This window comes from Nocardia sp. CA-151230, from assembly GCF_050942175.1.
GTDB lineage: Bacteria > Actinomycetota > Actinomycetes > Mycobacteriales > Mycobacteriaceae > Nocardia.
The window spans coordinates 5,506,924-5,525,126 of the sequence record NZ_CP192061.1; the positions used below are offsets into that span (position 1 = coordinate 5,506,924).

The following is an 18,203-nucleotide window of genomic DNA, read 5'->3' on the forward strand; positions in this document are numbered from 1 at the left end:
CGTCGTTTCGGGGCTGCTCCGGCGCTGACAGCAGTCCGTCCGGGAATGCAGGAGACCGCATCCGCTCCCGGGCGTGCAGGAAGTCCTGAAAGGCCCTGGGGCACTTCAGCGCGTACTCGACGAGACCCTTGGTCGCCGGGCATGCTCGATGCGCCGCTCCAGTGCGCCGATCACGGCGGCCGCGGTCACCCGTGTGCCGTTCGCGCAGCACGGCATCGCGTCCGGGCTGGTGAAGGTGACCCGGACGCTCGGTGGCGCAATCGGTCTCGCGGTGATCGCGGCGGCGGCGAGCGACGGTCGGGATCGCCGGTCGGGTTCCGAACCGACTCAGTGAGCGCCCGGACGGGCGGCATCGGCGGGCACCACTACCGCTGAGCGCGGCTGGGCCGGGGTGCCTGCGTGCTGGAGGTAGCCGAGCCAGCCGGTGCCGACGAAGACGGCCAGCAGTACCGCGGTGGGCAGTTCGAAAATGAGCCAGCTGGCAGCGAATACGACATCTCGGTCGGGTTGGGCGGGGCGCTGGGTGACGCGAACGGGCGGGCGCTGGTGCTGGAGTGTGCCGTGATTCGTACGGTACTGCCTGCCCTGCCTGCCCACCATGCCTCCGTTGCTAGAGAAGTGCCGAACCCGGGATGCCGAACCCGCGGCACGTGCACAGCGGTGAACGAAGGGACATCGCGATGTCCGATCGAGCCTGGGTAGTTCATCCAGGTGGGCTGGCGCGCACTCGCATCAGGCAGTATGCCGAACAGCACGGGAATTGTGGGCGTATTGACCGGACCTACCGGTGCGTCAACCGGTGTGTTGCTGGTCAACTCGCTGAGGGCTCCGCGCACAGGCCGGAGAAATCACGCCGGACGACATGATTGCGATCGACAAAACTGCCCAGTGCGTGATCGGGGTGCATGCCCAGGTACTGGCTGCGGGTGCGCGTGCTCCAGCGCCGCGCCGCCTCGGACCTGGTCTTGCAGAAGTTCACCATGTAGCCGCCCTCGTAGATCCGCACCAGGGTGTACCCGCCCGGATACTCCTTGACCGCGCCCACCTCGAGGAATTCCACACCGATCCCGGAATCGGGGCGGCTCAGCCGATTCCGGTGCGTGTGGCCGCTGTGGTGCAGGAACACCCCGGGCGCAGCCGCGTAGAGGGCGTGCAGCGCAGCCGCGTTGAACCGGTCCAGCACGAAGCCGGGCCCGCCCGGATTGCTCACCGCCGCATGCCTGGTCACCGGGTGGTGACCGAAGACCAGTGTCGGCCGGTCGGGTTCGCCGAGCAGCAGTTCGCGCAGGTGGGCCAGCTCGGCCGGGTCGAGGGTGCCGCCGGCGCCGCGCGCCCGGGTGGTGTCGAGTCCGATGAGCCGCAGCCCGCCCACGAAGTATTCGACGAGCCGGTCCCGGGCATGGAACACCTCACCCCAGTGGTCGGTCTCCTCCGGTGGCCGGACATCGTGATTTCCCCTGCACACGAAGTAATCCCGGCCCAGATTGCCCCACTGGTCCAGACTGTCCCGGACTCCACGCGACTGCTCGGCCGTTCCCGAATCGGTCAGATCGCCCGCGACCACCAGATGGTCCGCCCCGCGATCCGGGAGGCGCAGATCCTCCAGCATGGCCTGCAGCATGAACTCCGGATACTCGTCGGTACTGTGCCGCAGCCCTTCGAAGAATCCCGCGAACAGCCCACTGGCCGGTTCGCCATAGTGCAGGTCGTTGGCCAGGGCGAGGGTGCGCAGTAGTCGCCCCGGCGGTGGCGTCAAGGTGGTGAAAATGCCGGTGGATTCGGGCGTTCCGGACCGTCGCGTCACCAGCGTCCGGGCGGGTACCGCGCGCTGCCCGTCGGAGTACGCCTCGAATCGATAGGCGCGTCCCGGTTCCAGATCCCGGATCTCGGCGTAGTGGTACGCCGTTCGCATGCCCTCGAAGACCTGGGCACGGGCCACGCCGCGCCCGTCGGCGGGAGCGATGCGCAGCTCGGTGTCGGCGGGCGCGGGCCGCAGCCGCCCCGCCCGGTTCCGCGTCCGGGTCGTCCAGGTGATGACGGCCGAATGATCGGTCACCGTCACGACTTCCAGATCCGAGGCCACCACGGCCTCGCGCTGCGCCCGCCGCGCCTGGGCGGCGAACACCGGGCGCGGTGTGCGCACGGCGACGGCCGCTGCCCCGCTCGCCGCGTTGGCCAGCCACATGGTCCGAAGTCGCGGTTCCAGCATCACAATCTCCGTCCGCCGTGATCCCTCAGCCGCGACGGTACGGTCACCAGTTGAACCGCCAGGTGCCCGGACATGACCGATCAGCTTCCGATTCCGGACATTCAGGTCATCTCCGGGCGGCCGGGCCTCAGAACGGCTTGGTGGGCAGGTACTTTCCGTCCAGCGTGATGACCGCGCGCTCACCGCCCTCCGGATCGGCGACCTTCTTGACGTCGAGCTTGAAGTTGATGGCGGAGATGATGCCGTCCCCGAACTGCTCGTGCACCAGGGCCTTCAGCGTGGTGCCGTAGACCTGCAGCATCTCGTAGAAGCGGTAGATGGTCGGATCGGTCGGCACGCCACCGGGAATCGAGCCGCGCAGCGGGATGGTCTGCAGCAGCCGGGCGGCGTCGTCGTCGAGCTCGAGCAGTTCGGCCACCGCGAGCGCGGACTTCTCCGGCAGCGGGTGCTGACCCAGCACCGCGGCGGTGACGAAGGCGACCGACAGGCCGGCCGCGTCGGCGATCTGCTGCCAGGTCAGGTCCTTGGCGATCTTGGCGGCGACGGCGTCATCGGCCAGCGCCTCACGGGCGGTCGGATCGAACTGTGCGTGCACCATGGCGGTGCCTCCTTTCGGGAAACCGTTTCGCGGATGCGAAATCGGAGGTCGGAATTGGGAGAGAACGGGGAATCAGGCGGCGAGAGTATTGAACTCGCCCCCGGCACCGAGCGCCTCGACGCGGCCGGTGCCGATGTCGTACACCCAGCCGTGCAGGGTGAGGGTCCGCCGGGACAGCGCCCGGGCCACCGCAGGATGGGTGGCGAGGTTGGCCAACTGTGCCACCACATTGTGGCGAACCAGCGCGGATACCGCTGCGGCACCGGTGATGTCGGGGTCGACGAGCGCCCGGGCGGCGTCGGCGTGCCCCAGCCAGCCCGCGACCGCGGGCAGCGTCGAGAGGTCCGGCCCCTCCGACAGCGCGGTCATGGCGCCGCAGGCCGAGTGCCCGCACACCACGATGTCGGTGACACCGAGGACACCCACCGCATACTCGATGCTCGCCACCACACCGTCCGCCGCGCCCGGGGTGTGCGGCGGCACCAGATTGCCGGCGGTGCGGATGACGAAGAGTTCCCCGGCCTCGGCGGAGGTGATCAGTTCCGGCACCACGCGGGCATCGGAGCACCCGATGAACAGCGCGCCCGGCCGGTGGTCACCGGCGAGACGGGCGAACAGCCCGGCCTTGGCGGGGAAGACATCGCGCTGGAACCGCCCGAGACCGGCTGCGAGGTTCGGCATGGGAACTCCTCTCCGAGGGTCGACGACCCATCTGGGCCGACCTGCTCCACTGTGCCTGAGCTGTAGATATAGTGTCCAAGACTTGATATCGATCCTATCGATTACTGTAATCTATAGCTGGTGCTCGACACCCGAACTGCGTCGTCGCTGCCGTCCCCGCGTATTCCGGAGCGGAACACCCGAACCCAACCCTGAGCAGCCGATTCGCCCGCGACCCCATGGCCTGGGCCGCCGGGACCGGCCGATGGGGTCAGCAGCCTTTCACGTTCCCCTACCCATCCTCGGCCGATCGCCAGGAGCGCCGCCATTCGCCGCCGCATGCGCCCCTCCTCGACCTGTTCTCCGGCCTGGGAACGGGACCGGCGCAAGGCCCGCTTCACCGGGTGGGCCACCTCACGCGGTACGGAGTGCTGTCAGGTGGCGCGTGGACGATGCGTGCGCGCTGTCCTGCACCCGAGGCGGCCCGGGGCGTCACGGCCCCGGCACGACAGAGTTGCACTCACCTACGTGAGCGCCGAGCGGTAGCGCGAGTCGGGGTCGTGCGCAATGATTCACGCGCACAACGCAATTGGTTGTCGCTCAGTCGAAAAACGGTGGGCGGGCATCGACCTCGCCCCTCGGTGCCGGCGTGCCCATGCCCCGTGGGACGAGGCGGTCAGCGGTCGCCGGCGTCGGGGAGGCGGGACGGGCAGGGGCCGTCGGGGGTGGTGGCGAGTTCGTAGTGCCACCATTCGTTGTCGTACATGCGGCACAGGCCCCAGTGGGAGCCGTTGTCCTCCAGCCACTGTGCGCCCTCGCGGGGGCCTACGTCGATGGCTTCGCCGGTGACGTGGGTGGATTCGTCCGGGGGGAGGACCCAGCGGCGGGCGGCTTCGGGGCTGCCGTAGGTCTGGAGGCCGTCCTCCCACAGGGCTTCCTGTTCGGCGGGGGTGCGGTAGCCGGAGGTGATCCACAGCGAGACGCCCGCATCGTGGGCTTCGGTGGCGGCGGCGTTGTAGGCGCGGCCAGGCGGGGGTCCAGGCCGTCGGCGCCCGCGGCGATGGCCTGGGCGGCGGGCAGGCCCGCGCCGGTGGGTGTCGCGTCCGAAAGCTGTTGGGCGGCAGCGTGTGCCGCGGTGAGTGAACCACCGATCAGACCGGCGCCGGCCAGGACGGCCACGGCGGTCGCTCTGCGGGTTCCCGGCGGTCGCCGCCAAGTGGTCGACAGGTCAGGGCTCTGCGCACGCATCCACTTGTCTCCCGGCTCGACGGTCACGATCACCGGCTGCTCGCGTCGGGCAGGCGGGCGGGGCAGGCGAAGCCCGGGAGGGTGGCCAGTTCGAAGTGCCACCATTCGTTGTCGTACATGCGGCACAGACCCCAGCGGTTGCCGTTCGCCTCGAGCCAGGCCGCGCCCTCACGCGGGCCGACGTCGATGGCCTGGCCCGTGACGTGGGTGGATTCGCTGGGCGGTAGCACCCAGCGGCGGGCGGCGTCGGGGCTGCCATAGGTGCGAATTCCGTCCTCCCACAGGGCTTCCTGCTCGGCGGGGCTGCGGTAGCCGGAGACGATCCACAGCGGCACGTCCCGACCCTGTGCTTCGGCGAGCGCGAATTTGTAGGCCAGCGCCAGCCACGGATCCAAGCCGTCGGTCTCGCTCGCAACCGGGGTGGCGATCGGGCCGCCGATCACGGCGGGACTCGTCGGTGCGGCGTGCCCGAGAGGCAGTGCGCCGCACAGCATTCCGGCCCCGGCGGCCAGCGCGAGGACCGCGTAGCGGCCGCCGCGACGCCGGGCGGAAGGCACCGGATCGGGGTGGTGCCGAGTTTCGATCCGGTGGGCCCTCCGCATTCGCATGCCTCCTCGCGTCAGACGCGTTCCTTGGACCGCTCGCGCACGCGCAGGGCGATCGGCTTCGAGGTCTCGGCGAAGAAGTCGTTGCCCTTGTCGTCGACGACGATGAAGGCGGGGAAGTCCTCGACCTCGATCTTCCACACGGCTTCCATGCCGAGCTCAGGGTATTCGAGGACCTCCACGGACTTGATGCAGTCCAGCGCGAGCCGCGCGGCGGGACCGCCGATCGATCCGAGGTAGAAGCCGCCGTGCTCCTTGCACGCCTTGGTGACCTGCGCGGAGCGGTTGCCCTTGGCGAGCATGACGTGCGAGCCGCCCGCCGCCTGGAACTGGTCGACGTAGGAGTCCATACGACCGGCGGTGGTGGGACCGAAGGAACCCGACGCGTAGCCGTCGGGGGTCTTGGCGGGACCGGCGTAGTAGACGGCCATGTCGCGCATGTACTGCGGCATCGGCTCGCCCGCGTCGAGGCGCTCCTTGATCTTGGCGTGCGCGATGTCGCGCGCCACCACCAGCGGGCCGGTCAGCGAGAGCCGGGTCTTCACCGGGTACTTCGACAGCTCGTCGCGGATCTCCGACATCGGCCGGTTCAGGTCGATCTTGACGACGTCGCCGCCGAGGATGGCGTCGGTCTGCTCCGGAAGGTACTGCGCCGGTTCACGTTCCAGCTGCTCGAGGAAAACACCCTCGGGGGTGATCTTCGCCAGCGCCTGGCGGTCGGCCGAGCAGGACACCGCGATGGCGACCGGGCAGGACGCGCCGTGGCGCGGCAGGCGGATCACGCGCACGTCGTGGCAGAAGTACTTGCCGCCGAACTGCGCGCCGATGCCGAAGGACTGGGTCAGCTTGAAGACCTGCTCCTCCAACTCGAGGTCGCGGAAGCCGTGCGCGGCCATCGAACCCTCGGTCGGCATGTTGTCCAGGTAGTGCGCCGAGGCGTACTTGGCCGTCTTCAGGGCGAATTCGGCCGAGGTGCCGCCGATCACGACCGCCAGATGGTACGGCGGGCAGGCCGCGGTGCCCAGCGAGCGGATCTTCTCGTCCAGGAACTCCAGCATGCGATCGGGGTTCAGGATCGCCTTGGTCTCCTGGTACAGGAACGACTTGTTGGCCGAGCCACCGCCCTTGGCCATGTACAGGAACTTGTAGGACGGGTGCGCGGGATCGCCTGCGTTGGAGTACAACTCGACCTGCGCGGGCAGGTTGTTGCCGGTGTTCTTCTCATCCCACATGGTGATCGGGGCGAGCTGCGAGTAGCGCAGGTTCAGCTTGGTGTACGCGTCGAACACACCGCGCGAAATCCATTCCGCGTCATCGGCTCCGGTGAGCACGCCCTCGGACTTCTTGCCCATCACGATGGCGGTGCCGGTGTCCTGGCACATGGGCAGGATGCCGCCCGCGGAGATATTGACGTTCTTCAGCAGATCCAGCGCGACGAACCGGTCGTTGCCGCTGGACTCCGGGTCGTCGATGATCTTGCGCAGCTGCGCCAGGTGCGCCGGCCGCAGGTAGTGGCTGATGTCGTGCATCGCCTCCGCGGTGAGCATGCGCAGCACCTCGGGCTCGACCTGCAGGAAGGTCCGCCCACCCGCCTCGAACGTGCTCACGCCCTCGGTGGTGAGCAGCCGGTACGGCGTCTCGTCCGTACCGATGGGCAGCAGATCCGAGTACAGGAAATCAGGCGCGGTCACGAATCGGACTCCTCGAGCAGGGCTGGGGGCTGGTCAGCCGACGGTTCAAGCAGAGTGACTGTACCGACCCACCCGTACCCACCGATGACCAGGCCCGGCCGAGTTCGCTCGTTTGCAAGTGCGCTCGTTGCTGCCTCCGACGCGGCGACGGGCACCATGGGTCGTGGTCGAAGACACCGCAATCCGCGACAGGATGCCGCGAACAGGTACATGTTGCACCTTCAACCGAGCAGGTGTTACCTGTGCATGATGCGCTTGTCGGCGGCGGGGAGGATTTAGCATGACAACGGAACTCGGGAGTGGAACTGTGGCCGAACCCCGCTGGCTCGATGATGTCGAGATGCGCGCCTGGCTGGGATTCGTGTTCACCCGCGACCTCATCGCCGCCGCGGTCGGACGCGACTCCCTACGCGAATCCAATCTGACCTACGTGGAGTACACCGTGCTGGCCCGGCTCGCCGACGCCCCGGACCACCGGCGCAGCTTCGCCGAACTCGCGGCCGTGCTGGAGTGGTCGCAGAGCCGGCTCTCACATCAGATCACCCGGATGGAGAAGCGCGGTCTGGTCGCCCGCGAATCCATTCCCGACGATGCCCGCCGCACCGCCGCGGTCCTCACCGAAAAAGGCGCGCAGGTGCTCGATTCCGCCGCACCCTCGCATGTCGACAGTGTGCGGCGTCACATGGTGGATGTGCTCGATCGTGGCCAGCTCACGGCGCTGGCAGATATCTACGACACACTGCTGGCCCATCACCGCAGCCCGGAAACCCGCGACGAGCACACCTGACCGCGAATTCCCAGCCCACCAGCGTTTGGTTTGGCACCCATCGGGTACTGGGTAAGACTAGGCTCGGCACCGGCTTCCGACGGCGGTCGGCACCGAGCACACGACCGGTTATCGGTCGTGCAAGTGAGCACCCGACCTGGCCTTAGCGAAAGGGGCAGGAGTTTTCATGTCCGACGTGTCCATCGGTCTCTCGGCGGATTCGCTGCCCGCGGGTTCCGTCGACAACCTGCTTCCGCAGCTCGTCGAGCACCTGCGGCAGAACCGCACCGAACTGCGCGAGGAGTGGGCCCGTCGCATCACCGATGCCCAGCTGCTCACCGCCATGACGCCCGAGGAGATCTTCTCCGAGGCCACCTCCGTCTACGACAACTACGTCGAGGTGCTCGAGACCGGTAGCGTCGAGGCGCTGCAGGCCTACGCGCGCGATCTGTCCGAGCGCATCATCCCCAGAGGAGTCGAGACCGACGAGGTCATCGGCATCGTGCTCCTGCTACGAGACGTGCTGGCGCGCAGCCTCTTCGAGAAGTACCAGTCCGACTTCGAGCTGCTGAACCTGGTACTCGACGCCTACGAGCCGGCCGCGAACCGCATCGCCAACACCGTGGCCGTGTCCTTCGTGCAGGAGCGCGAGCGCGTCATCCGCCAGCAGCAGGAGGCGATTCGCGAGCTGTCCACGCCCGTTCTCCAGGTGCGTGAGCAGCTGCTGATCCTCCCCATCATCGGCGTGCTCGACTCGCAGCGCGCGCGTCAGCTCACCGAGCAGCTGCTGCGCGCTATTCGCGCCAACCGCGCCAAGGTCGTCGTCATCGATATCACCGGTGTACCCGCGATCGACTCCACGGTCGCCAACCACCTGGTGCAGACGGTCGACGCGTCGGGCCTCATGGGCGCCAATGTCATCATTACCGGCCTGTCGTCGGAGATCGCGCTTACCCTGGTCACCATCGGCCTGGATCTGTCGAAGATGAATGCCGTCGGTGACCTCCAGGGTGGTATCGAGGAAGCGGAGCGGCTGCTCGGCTACGAGGTGTCGCGCGTCACCGATCGCGACGGACGGTAATCAGGGCGGGTCAGATGCCGGTACCCATTCTGAAGCAGGGCACCTATCTCATTGCGTCGGTGCAGTCAGCGCTCACCGACGCGGATACCGAACGCCTGCAAGACGATCTGATGACCTACGTCAGCAGATACCGAGCCCAGGGCATCATCGTCGATGTCACCGCGATCGACGTAATGGACTCCTTTGCCGCTAGATCGCTGCGTACCATCGCCCACATGACCAAGCTGCGGGGCGCGGAAACGGTCATCGTGGGCCTACAGCCCGAAGTCGCTTTCGCCATGGTGCAATTGGGGCTCACCTTCGAGGACATGCACACCGCGCTCGACCTCGAAGAGGGCCTGTCCTGGCTGAACAAGAAGATCCAGAGTCGCGGCAGCCAACGAGACGGTCGTGATCGTGGCCGCTGACGACGTGGTGATCGCGGTGAACGTGTCCAACGACATCGTGACCGCTCGGCAAGCGGGGCTGGAGCTGGCTGCCAAACTCGGCTTCTCGCTCTCCGATCGCACCATGATCGCGACGGCCATTTCCGAAGTGGCCCGCAATATCACGAGCTACGCGGGTACCGGGGCGATCCACCTCGGCGTCCAGGAACGCGACGGCCGGCGCTCGATGGTGGTGCAGGCCAAGGACAATGGGCCCGGAATTCCTGACATTCCACGCGCAATGGAGGACGGCTTCTCCACGGGACGCGGTCTGGGCCTGGGACTTCCGGGCGCGAAGCGCCTGATGGACGGCATGCTCATCGATTCTCAACCGGGGCACGGCACCCTCGTCGAAATGTGGAAGTGGGTGCCCACCGGTGCGTGAGGACGGTTTCATCGGCGCGGTCGAATGGGCCGTCGCCGGTCGCGCACTGCCCGGGCAACGGGTTTCGGGCGACCGATCGGTCGTGCTCGACGCGGGCGGGGGCTCGGTGCTCTTCGCCGTACTGGACGGTCTCGGCCATGGCGCGGCGGCGGCCGACGCGTCCGATCGGGCGGCGCAGGTGCTGGCCGAGAACCGCGCCGAGCCACTGGATGTGCTGTTGCTGCTGTGCCATCGCGCCATGTCCGACACCCGCGGCGCGGCGGTCTCGCTGGCGCTGTTCGACTCTCGCGACCGCGTGCACTGGCTGGGCGTCGGCAATGTCGAATCCCGCATCGTCGCAGCGGCTCCCGGCCAACCGGCCATCCGCGCCACGGCCCTGCTCTCGGGCGGCATCGTCGGCTACCTGCTGCCGCCGAACCTGCAGCCGCAGACCGTGGCCGTGCGCCCCGGCGACCTGCTGCTCATGTCCACCGACGGCATCACCAGCAGTTTCGCCGACGCCGTCGACCTGTCCAAGCCGACCGCGGAGATCACCGCCGAGATCCTGGCCCGCCACGCCAAGGACACCGACGACGCGCTCGTGCTCGCGGCCCGCCATCGCGGGCAATCCCATCCCTCCCAACCCATTCCGAGTGTGAAGCCATGAGCGAGAACCCGGCATGAGGGGCCGAGGCCCGGAGGCGGAAGCCTGCGTAACCATGCAGGGCCCCCGCTCATGCCCATGGAGCAGAGCGTGAGTACGGTGCTGGCCGCGTTTCGCGAGGCGTACGCCGCCGCGCTCCGGCTGCACCTGCGCGCCCCCAATCAGAACACCCTGGCCGAGGGCTACGAGCTCGGCCGGCGGGCGCTGGTGGAGGGCGTGAGCATTCTCGACCTCACCGAGCACCACTTCCGGCTGCTCGAACTCGAGGGTCTCGGGCCCGCGCCCGACGGCACCGACCGCACCGAGGCGGCGCTGGAGTTCCTGCTGCAGACCATGGCGGCGCTGGACGTCGCCACCCGCGGCTTCCTGGACGGGACCAGGCGCTACGAGCAACAGCGTTCGCGCGCCGAGGATCTCGCGGGACGCGACGCCTTCCGCACGGCGCTGGTGGAGTCGCTGCAGGACGGCTTCTTCGTCGTCGACGCGCAGGGCACGCTGGTCGAGGTCAACTCGGCGTTCGGCGCGCTCACCGGCTATGGGCCCGACGGGATTCCGTATCCGCTCCCCCACCCCTGGACCGTTCCCGAGGCGCCGCGCTACCCGGATCTGGGCACCGACGCGGCCCGCTTCGTGATGCCCATCCGCCACCGCGACGGGCGGCAGCTGTGGCTCGCGGTGTCGACGTCCTCGCTGGTGAAACCCGAGAACGGGGAACGGATTTTCGTCGGCACGCTGCGCGACGTCACCGCCGAGCACGACGCCCAGGCCCGCGACCAGGCGGTCTCCCGGCTGGCCACCGCGGTCGGCGCGGCCACCAGCGTGGTCGAGGTGCTCACCGTCGGCCTGGAGGAACTGCGGCGCGCTATCGGCGCGGAGGCCGCGGTGGTCTCGGTCTGGCCCAACCATCACACCGGCCCGGAACTGTATGTCTCCGAGGACAATCCGTACACCGGCGCGGGCGTGGCCCCGCACGACACCGAGCCCATCCGCCGACGCGGGGATGCCGAGCCGGCCGAGGGCGGCGAATCCCGGCGCGTCCTGGACGCCCGGGCCCGCGCCCTGCTCGACCGCGCCCGATTGCAGCCCGGCCGCACCATGTTCGCCATCCCCGAGGGGGCGTCGAGTTCGGAGGGCATCGTGGCGCCGCTCGGCGAGAGCGGCGACTCGGCGCTGTGGCTGCGCTTCGCCGCGCCACGCGTGATCACACCCGGTGACTGGGCGCTGTTCTCGCTGCTGGTGGGGCATCTGAGCCTGGCCGTGCAGCGGGCGCGCAACTTCGACCAGGCCCGCTCCACCTCGCTCACCCTGCAGCGCGCCATGCTCGGCCCGATCGAACTGCCGCCGCGTTTCTCGGTGCACTACGAGCCCGCACTGCCCCCGCTCGAGATCGGCGGCGACTGGTACGACGTGGTGCGGCTCGAGGACGGCACCATCGGCGTCGTCGTCGGCGACTGCGTCGGCCGTGGCCTGTCGGCGGCGGTGGTGATGGGCCAATTGCGCACGGCCGCACGGGCTCTGCTGCTGCGCGGTGCGGGCCCGGCCCAGCTGCTGGCCGAACTGGACACGGTGGCCTCCCGCATTCCGGGAGCCATGTGCACCACCGTGTGCGCGGCCATCCTGGACCCGGTGCGCGGGTTGGTCCGCTACTCCAATGCCGGGCACATGCCCCCGGTGCTGGCCGAGCCCGCCAAGCGCGGCCGGCTGCTGGAGGGCGGTCGCGCAGTCCCGTTGGCCACCTTCGATATTCCGCGCCGTCCGGAGGCCACGACGGCGATGGCTCCGGGCTCCACCCTGGTGTTGTTCACCGACGGCCTGGTCGAGCAGCGCGGGGTCGACATCGACGACCGCTTCGTCGAACTCGCCGACGAATTGTCGCGCGTGGCCGGGCAATTGCCGCGCGAGGTGGCCGATTCGGTGCTGTCGCGGCTGCGGCCCGCCGCCGGCTACGACGATGACGTGGCCATGGTCGTCTACCGGCAGCCGCCCGGGCCGCTGCGCCTGGACGTGCCCGCCGAAGCCCGCGAGCTGTCCGGCATCCGGCGCGCGCTGCGTTTCTGGCTCACCGCCGCCGCGGTGCCGCACGATACGGCGGTCGATCTGGTCGCGGCCGCGAACGAGGCCTGCAGTAACAGCATCGAGCACGCGTACCTGGGCGGCGAGCCCGGCCGGGTGCGGCTCACCGCGGACTGCGGCGTGGACACCCTCACCATCGAGGTGTCCGATACCGGTGTGTGGCGGCCGCTGCCCGCGGATCCCGGTCACCGGGGCCGCGGCATCGCCATGATGCGTGCACTCACCGATGATCTCGAGATCGACAATTCCGGTCCGGGTACCCGGGTACGGATGTCGGTGCGACTAATGGCCGTTTCATTTTCGGCGGCCGGGCGCATGTGAATCTGGGCCCGCCGGCACAAATTCGGCGGGCGGTTTCGGAGGACTCCGAAAGAGTGGGTAGCTGCGGTTTTCGCTATAACGCCCGCTACCGAACCAGTACCGATGTGGTAGACGATGCAGCACGAACGGACGGATCATGGCAGATTTGACAAACGTGACCAACACTTCCGGAGACGGCTATCCCTTCGCCGAGACAATGACCACCTCGGTCACCCCGCACGCTGAGGCCACCGTGCTCACCGTGACCGGCGAAGTCGATCTGGCGACCGCCCCCGCCCTCGAGAGCGCGATCGACGCGGCCCTCGCGGGCAAGCCGGCCGCACTGGTGATCGACCTGTCCGCGGTCAGCTTCCTGGCCTCGGCGGGCATGGCGGTGCTGGTGGGCGTCCACAAACGCGCCGGGGGCACCCGCCTCGTGGTGGTGGCCGACGGGCCCGCCACCAGCCGCCAGTTGAAGATGACCAGCCTGGACCAGGTGTTCTCGCTGCATTCCACGCTGGACGAAGCGCTCAGCGCGCTGCGCTGAGGGCGTTGCCCGCACACCGCTGCGGGCCGCCCGTAAACGACGAAGCCGAGTCCGGTTCATTCCGGACTCGGCTTCGCGGCGTTCGCGGCTCGGTCAGAGGAGCTCGCGCAACTGCTCGATCAGCTTCACGCGCTCGGCCGCGGTGCCGGCCATCGGGACCACGTTCAGCACGGTCACACCGGCCTCGCGGAAGGCGGCGATCCGCTCCTTCACGAATCCGGCCGAACCGATCAGGTTGATGTCGCGGACCAGATCGTCCGGAACCACCTTGGCGGCCTCTTCCTTGCGGCCCGCCAGGTACAGCTCCTGGATCCGGTCGGCCTCGGCGCCGTAGCCGTACTTGGTGGCCAGCGCGTGGTAGAAGTTCTTGCCCTTGGCGCCCATGCCGCCGATGTAGAGGGCCAGGTGCGGCTTGACCCCGTCACGCCAGCTGTCGACATTGTCGCCGATGGCCAGCGCGGGACCGGCGAACACCTCGAGGTCGCCCAGCGCCGGATCACGCTTGGCCAGACCGGCTTTCAGCGAGTCGCCCCACACCAGGTCGGCCTTCTCCGGCAGGAAGAAGATGGGCTGCCAGCCCTCGGCGATCTCGGCCGCCAGCTCCACGTTCTTCGGGCCCAGCGCGGCCAGCAGCACCGGAATGTTCTCGCGCACAGGGTGATTGATGAGCTTGAGCGGCTTGCCCAGGCCGGTGCCCTGCCCCTCGGGCAGCGGAATGTTGTAGTACTTGCCGCTGTGCTCGAGGCGTTCGCGCTTCCAGACCTTGCGGCAGATCTCGAGCACCTCGCGGGTGCGGCCGATGGGGGCGTCGTAGTTCACGCCGTGGAAGCCCTCGATGACCTGCGGGCCCGACGCGCCCAGGCCCAGGATGAAGCGGCCGTCGGAGACGTAGTCCAGGCCCGCCGCGGTCATGGCGGTCAGCGTGGGCGTGCGGGTGTAGAGCTGCAGGATGCCCGAGGCCAGCTGCACCCGGTCGGTCTTCGCGGCCAGGTATCCGAGCGCGCTCACCGCGTCGAACGAATACGCCTCGGGCACGAACACGATGTCGAGGCCCGCCCGTTCGAGGTCGGCGACCTCGGCAGCGGTCTCCTTGAAGCCGTCGGTGTAATTGATCGACAGTCCGATACGCATGTCCGGGACCTTACCCACCGGTCGGCACACCGACAGCGGGCGGGTTGCCGCGCACGGCCCCGCGACCGGTACGGTAAGCGGCGAAATCACCCGAATTCGCCGTACTGCCAAGGGAGGCCACCCCTCATGACTCAGGACACCACCACCTTCGGTGATTCGACACTGCGGGGGTACCTGGGTGAACTGGCCGCCAAGGTGCCCGCCCCCGGCGGCGGCGCGGTCGCGGCGCTGCACGCGGCCCAGGGCGCCGCCCTGGTCGCCATGGTCGCGCGGTACACCACCCGGGCCAAGGATGCCGAGAATCGCCCGGTCATCGACCGCATCATCGCCGCCGCGGACGTGGCCCGCGAGCGGTCCCTGGCCCTGGCCGACGCCGACGCCGCCGCCTTCACCGCGGTCGGCGCGGCCTACAAGCTGCCCAAGGAGTCCGAGGCCGAGCAGGCCGCCCGCGGCGAGGCCATCACCGCCGCGCTGCTGCAGGCCGCCCGGGTGCCCGCGGCCGTGGTGGCCGAGGCCGACGAAATCGTTTCCCTGGCAACGGAATTGCTGCCCATCGGCAACCCGAACGTGGTGACCGACATCGGCGCGGCGGCCGACTGCGCCCGGTCCGCGGCGGCCAGCTCGCAACTGAACATCGCCATCAACGTGACATCGCTGGACCGTACAGCCGCCGCCGAGTTCGCGCCGGTGCTGAAGCAGATCGAGGAGGTCATCGCGCGGGCCGATGCCCTGCACAACGACGTGGTCGCGGCCATCACCCGCTGACCGTCGCGAATCGGCCGCACTGTGCCCCGTTCCGTTACGGAACGGGGCACAGTCAGTTTCCGGCCCTCTACCTGGCGATACGAACTTCGCATAACCCCCACGCCGGGACAAAGGTTACGAACCGGGTACATTTCCAGATGGGACTGATGACCAAGTCATAGTCTGAGAAACCCTGCCCCACACCCTCTCGAAGGGATGGAAGAATGCAGAAAGCGATTCGCTCTCTGTTCGTCGCAAGCTTTGTCGCCGCGGCGGCCGCGTTCGGAACCGGAGCCGCGGGTGCGGCCCTCGAAACACCCAATCTGCCAGCCGTCCAAGCCATTACGCCGGCCTCGGGCCAGGTGGTGGGCATCGCGGCCCCCGTGACCGTCCAGTTCGCCGACGCGGTCACCGATCGCGCCGCCGCCGAACGCACCGTCGACGTCCGCGCGCGGGACTCCCTCGCCGGCCACTTCACCTGGATCGACGACCGGCAGCTGATGTGGCAACCGGAGAACCTCCTGCCCGCCCGCTCGCCGATCACGGTCCTCGCCGGAAACCAGCACATCAAGTTCCAGACCAATGGCGGCACCACCGCCGATGCGGACATGTCGGCGCATACGTTCACGGTCTGGGTGGACGGCGTCGCCCACACCATGCCCGCCTCGATGGGCAAGCCCGGGCGCGAAACTCCGGTCGGAACCTTCCCGGTGCTGTCCCGTGAGCGCTCGGTCACCTTCGACTCCCGGACCATCGGCATCCCGCTGAACGATCCGGAGGGCTACCTGCTCACCGGCGAGTTCGCCGAGCGCCTGACCTGGGGTGGCGTCTACGTCCACTCCGCACCCTGGTCCGTGGATTCCCAGGGCAACTCGAACGTCAGCCACGGCTGCATCAACCTCGCCCCCGCCGACGCCGAGTGGTACTTCGACAACGTCTCGGTCGGCGACCCCGTCACCACACACTGGTGACCGTCACCGGTCAGGACAAGATCAGGGAGCTCCCGGCGCGGGGAATCGGACGGATTCCCGCGCTGAGAGCTCCCTGATTCGTTGTGGTCAGCGGCCGTTCTCGGCGGCCTGGACCACGTGGCGCATGAGGAGTGCGGTGGTGACGGGGCCGACGCCGCCGGGGACGGGGCTCAGGGCGGCAGCCTTGCCGGTGACCGAGGCCGCGTTCACGTCGCCGGTGATGTTGCCGTTCTCGTCCTCGTTCGTGCCGACATCGATGACGACCGCGCCCTCGCGGACATGGTCGGCCGTGATCAGGCCCGCGCGGCCGACCGCGGCGACGACGACATCAGCGGCCGAGGTCACCGCGGGCAGGTCGGTCGTGCGGGAGTGGGCGATGGTGACGGTCGCGTTCTCGGCGAGCAGCAGCTGAAGCAGGGGCTTGCCGACCACGTTGGAGCGGCCGACGACCGCGACGTGCCGACCGGCGAGCGGGACCTGGTGGAACTTGGCCAGTTCCACGACCGCCTCGGAGGTGGCGGGCGGGAAGCCCGCCGCTCCGCCTCTCCCCGCTCGGCCCGCGGCGAGCAGGCCCAGTGAAAGCGGACTGACGCCGTCCACATCCTTCTCGGCGGCGATGGCGGAGCTGACGTCGTCGAGGCCGACGCCCTTGGGCAGCGGGGTCTGCAGCATGATGGCGTCCACCGACGGGTCCTGCGACAGCTCGGTGAGCTTGGCGCGGATCTCCTCGGCGGTGGCGTCGACACCGAGATCGACGTTCTCGCAAGCGATTCCATTGCGCTCGGCGGCACGGTTGAGAGACTTCACGTACCAGGCGCTGGCCGGGTCGTCGTTCGGGATCACGAGGGCCAGGCGGGGGGCGGCGCCCTGCTCGGTGAGGGCGGCGGCGCGCTGCTTGGTGTCGGCGTTGATGGCGGCGGCGAGTTCCTTGCCGATGAGCGAAGTCGTATCCACGGGTGCACAGCTTATCCCGAGTCCCGGCCGCGCCCTCCCCGCACACGGCGACCGGGCGGGCGATGTGCCGATCCGTATGCGGCGCGCTTCGCGCGCGTTCCCACCATGGCTTCGGGCAAAACTGCGAAATCAGTTCGGCAAATACCCGACAAACGGGATGGTCAGTCGTATCGTGTCCCCATTCGATAGGAGCCAATAGCCAGCTAACTCCATGGATAGCCAGCAAACAGCAATGCGTGACACCCCCGAAAGGTCGACAGCAGTGCAGATCGCCAGGCGTTTTCCCATCATGCTCGCGGCGGTGGCCGCCGTCCTCACCATCCTCGGCAGCGGCGCCGCGCACGCGGACCCCGCGGCGCTGTACAACTCCGCGCAGGACAATTTCACGGCCGGCAATGAGGCGGCCGGGCTGGCCGACCTGCGCCAATTGCTCAGTGAATCACCGGACGACCCGCAGGCCCTGGCGCTGCAGGCGATCTGGTCGGACTACACCGGCGACATCATCACCCGCGAGGTCGCGCTGAACCACCTCAGTGGCATCGACGGCCGGCTCGCGGACGGCACCCGGACTCTGTTCCAGGCCATCGGCGCCGCGGTGGGCACGCTCCCCAATCCGATTCCGGCGATCGCGGGACCGCAGACCGGCATCGCGGTGCTCGGCTATGGCCTGCTCCCCGACGGGTCCATGCGGCCCGAGCTGGTGAACCGGATGCAGGCGGCCTGGCTGCAGGCGATCGCCTCGCCAATGTCGCCGATCCTGGTGACCGGCGGCAATCCACAGAACGGGATCACCGAGGCGGCGGCCATGCAGGGCTGGCTGATCGGGCACGGCATTCCCGCCGGCCGCATCCTGGCCGACCACCGCGCCGGGTCGACAGTGCAGAACGCGCTGTTCGGCGCGCAGATGCTGAAGGACGCGGGCGCGACCAGCGTCATTGTGGTGACCTCCCCCAACCACATTCGCCGCGCGGTGGCCGACTTCATCGTCGCCGGAATGCCGGTCATCGGCGCGACCACCTCCCTCGAGCAGCTCGTCTCGCAGCTGCCGCCGCCCGCGCGCAGCAGCCAGCGCGGCATCTACCTCGACACCACCCGCACCCTGCGGCTCCCCGCCGAACGCTGATCCCCACGCCCGGACCCCCACTCGAACGGGGCGGCCGTCCGGGCGTGCA

20 protein-coding genes are annotated in these 18,203 nt (G+C 68.9%); 11 read left to right on the forward strand and 9 right to left on the reverse strand.

Features of this window, described 5'->3' with window-relative positions:
- Positions 1–148 precede the first annotated feature (148 nt).
- Positions 149–334 carry a hypothetical protein gene (locus ACQP1O_RS26140; protein WP_433561098.1) on the forward strand — a complete coding sequence of 62 codons (186 nt, stop codon included), beginning with the start codon at positions 149–151 and terminating at the stop codon, positions 332–334.
- On the opposite strand, the gene ACQP1O_RS26145 is transcribed toward ACQP1O_RS26140, so the two are convergent.
- The 7 genes from ACQP1O_RS26145 to ACQP1O_RS26175 all read right to left on the reverse strand — a co-directional run bounded on the left by ACQP1O_RS26145 (position 328) and on the right by ACQP1O_RS26175 (position 7,011).
- Positions 328–600 (reverse strand): hypothetical protein, encoded by a 273-nt coding sequence (locus tag ACQP1O_RS26145; RefSeq protein WP_433561099.1) that lies wholly within the window; start codon positions 598–600, stop codon positions 328–330. The genes ACQP1O_RS26140 and ACQP1O_RS26145 overlap by 7 nt on opposite strands.
- Before the next feature lie 211 nt (positions 601–811).
- Positions 812–2,209, reverse strand: coding sequence for a metallophosphoesterase family protein (locus ACQP1O_RS26150; protein ID WP_433561100.1), 1,398 nt, complete (start codon positions 2,207–2,209; stop codon positions 812–814).
- 127 nt (positions 2,210–2,336) lie between these two features.
- Positions 2,337–2,807 carry a cyanase gene (cynS, locus tag ACQP1O_RS26155; protein WP_433561101.1) on the reverse strand — a complete coding sequence of 157 codons (471 nt, stop codon included), beginning with the start codon at positions 2,805–2,807 and terminating at the stop codon, positions 2,337–2,339.
- A gap of 72 nt (positions 2,808–2,879) precedes the next feature.
- Positions 2,880–3,488, reverse strand: a complete 609-nt coding sequence (locus ACQP1O_RS26160; RefSeq protein WP_433561102.1) for a carbonic anhydrase — start codon at positions 3,486–3,488, stop codon at positions 2,880–2,882.
- Positions 3,489–4,143: 655 nt separating this feature from the next.
- Positions 4,144–4,683 carry a M15 family metallopeptidase gene (locus ACQP1O_RS26165; protein WP_433561103.1) on the reverse strand — a complete coding sequence of 180 codons (540 nt, stop codon included), beginning with the start codon at positions 4,681–4,683 and terminating at the stop codon, positions 4,144–4,146.
- Between the two features lie 61 nt (positions 4,684–4,744).
- Complete coding sequence (locus tag ACQP1O_RS26170; RefSeq protein ID WP_433567795.1) at positions 4,745–5,209, reverse strand: M15 family metallopeptidase; 465 nt, start codon at positions 5,207–5,209, stop codon at positions 4,745–4,747.
- 125 nt (positions 5,210–5,334) lie between these two features.
- Positions 5,335–7,011, reverse strand: a complete 1,677-nt coding sequence (locus ACQP1O_RS26175; protein ID WP_433561104.1) for a fumarate hydratase — start codon at positions 7,009–7,011, stop codon at positions 5,335–5,337.
- Between the two features lie 280 nt (positions 7,012–7,291).
- On the opposite strand from ACQP1O_RS26175, the gene ACQP1O_RS26180 reads away from it, so the two are divergent.
- The 7 genes from ACQP1O_RS26180 (at position 7,292) to ACQP1O_RS26210 (ending at position 13,231) form a co-directional block, all read left to right on the forward strand.
- Positions 7,292–7,798 carry a MarR family winged helix-turn-helix transcriptional regulator gene (locus tag ACQP1O_RS26180; RefSeq protein WP_433561105.1) on the forward strand — a complete coding sequence of 169 codons (507 nt, stop codon included), beginning with the start codon at positions 7,292–7,294 and terminating at the stop codon, positions 7,796–7,798.
- A gap of 166 nt (positions 7,799–7,964) precedes the next feature.
- Positions 7,965–8,858, forward strand: coding sequence for an STAS domain-containing protein (locus ACQP1O_RS26185; protein ID WP_433561106.1), 894 nt, complete (start codon positions 7,965–7,967; stop codon positions 8,856–8,858).
- A gap of 14 nt (positions 8,859–8,872) precedes the next feature.
- Positions 8,873–9,265, forward strand: coding sequence for an STAS domain-containing protein (locus ACQP1O_RS26190; RefSeq protein WP_433561107.1), 393 nt, complete (start codon positions 8,873–8,875; stop codon positions 9,263–9,265).
- On the forward strand, positions 9,255–9,668 hold the full coding sequence (locus tag ACQP1O_RS26195; RefSeq protein WP_433567796.1) for an ATP-binding protein: 414 nt from the start codon (positions 9,255–9,257) through the stop codon (positions 9,666–9,668). The genes ACQP1O_RS26190 and ACQP1O_RS26195 overlap by 11 nt, the downstream gene beginning before the upstream one ends.
- Positions 9,661–10,314 (forward strand): SpoIIE family protein phosphatase, encoded by a 654-nt coding sequence (locus tag ACQP1O_RS26200; RefSeq protein WP_364618083.1) that lies wholly within the window; start codon positions 9,661–9,663, stop codon positions 10,312–10,314. Before ACQP1O_RS26195 ends, ACQP1O_RS26200 begins: the two co-directional genes overlap by 8 nt.
- 87 nt (positions 10,315–10,401) lie before the next feature.
- Complete coding sequence (locus ACQP1O_RS26205) at positions 10,402–12,705, forward strand: SpoIIE family protein phosphatase (RefSeq protein ID WP_433561108.1); 2,304 nt, start codon at positions 10,402–10,404, stop codon at positions 12,703–12,705.
- 196 nt (positions 12,706–12,901) lie between these two features.
- On the forward strand, positions 12,902–13,231 hold the full coding sequence (locus ACQP1O_RS26210; protein ID WP_364618178.1) for an STAS domain-containing protein: 330 nt from the start codon (positions 12,902–12,904) through the stop codon (positions 13,229–13,231).
- Positions 13,232–13,324: 93 nt separating this feature from the next.
- Here ACQP1O_RS26210 and ACQP1O_RS26215 read toward each other — a convergent pair whose 3' ends face one another.
- Positions 13,325–14,362 carry an LLM class F420-dependent oxidoreductase gene (locus ACQP1O_RS26215; RefSeq protein WP_354832004.1) on the reverse strand — a complete coding sequence of 346 codons (1,038 nt, stop codon included), beginning with the start codon at positions 14,360–14,362 and terminating at the stop codon, positions 13,325–13,327.
- Between the two features lie 126 nt (positions 14,363–14,488).
- On the opposite strand from ACQP1O_RS26215, the gene ACQP1O_RS26220 reads away from it, so the two are divergent.
- Positions 14,489–15,127 carry a cyclodeaminase/cyclohydrolase family protein gene (locus tag ACQP1O_RS26220; protein WP_433561109.1) on the forward strand — a complete coding sequence of 213 codons (639 nt, stop codon included), beginning with the start codon at positions 14,489–14,491 and terminating at the stop codon, positions 15,125–15,127.
- A gap of 203 nt (positions 15,128–15,330) precedes the next feature.
- Positions 15,331–16,077 carry a L,D-transpeptidase gene (locus tag ACQP1O_RS26225; RefSeq protein WP_433561110.1) on the forward strand — a complete coding sequence of 249 codons (747 nt, stop codon included), beginning with the start codon at positions 15,331–15,333 and terminating at the stop codon, positions 16,075–16,077.
- An 87-nt stretch (positions 16,078–16,164) separates the two neighbouring features.
- Here ACQP1O_RS26225 and ACQP1O_RS26230 read toward each other — a convergent pair whose 3' ends face one another.
- Positions 16,165–17,031, reverse strand: a complete 867-nt coding sequence (locus ACQP1O_RS26230) for a bifunctional 5,10-methylenetetrahydrofolate dehydrogenase/5,10-methenyltetrahydrofolate cyclohydrolase (RefSeq protein ID WP_433561111.1) — start codon at positions 17,029–17,031, stop codon at positions 16,165–16,167.
- A 262-nt stretch (positions 17,032–17,293) separates the two neighbouring features.
- Here ACQP1O_RS26230 and ACQP1O_RS26235 point away from each other — a divergent pair, with 262 nt between their 5' ends.
- Complete coding sequence (locus tag ACQP1O_RS26235) at positions 17,294–18,154, forward strand: YdcF family protein (protein WP_433561112.1); 861 nt, start codon at positions 17,294–17,296, stop codon at positions 18,152–18,154.
- Positions 18,155–18,203 lie beyond the last annotated feature (49 nt).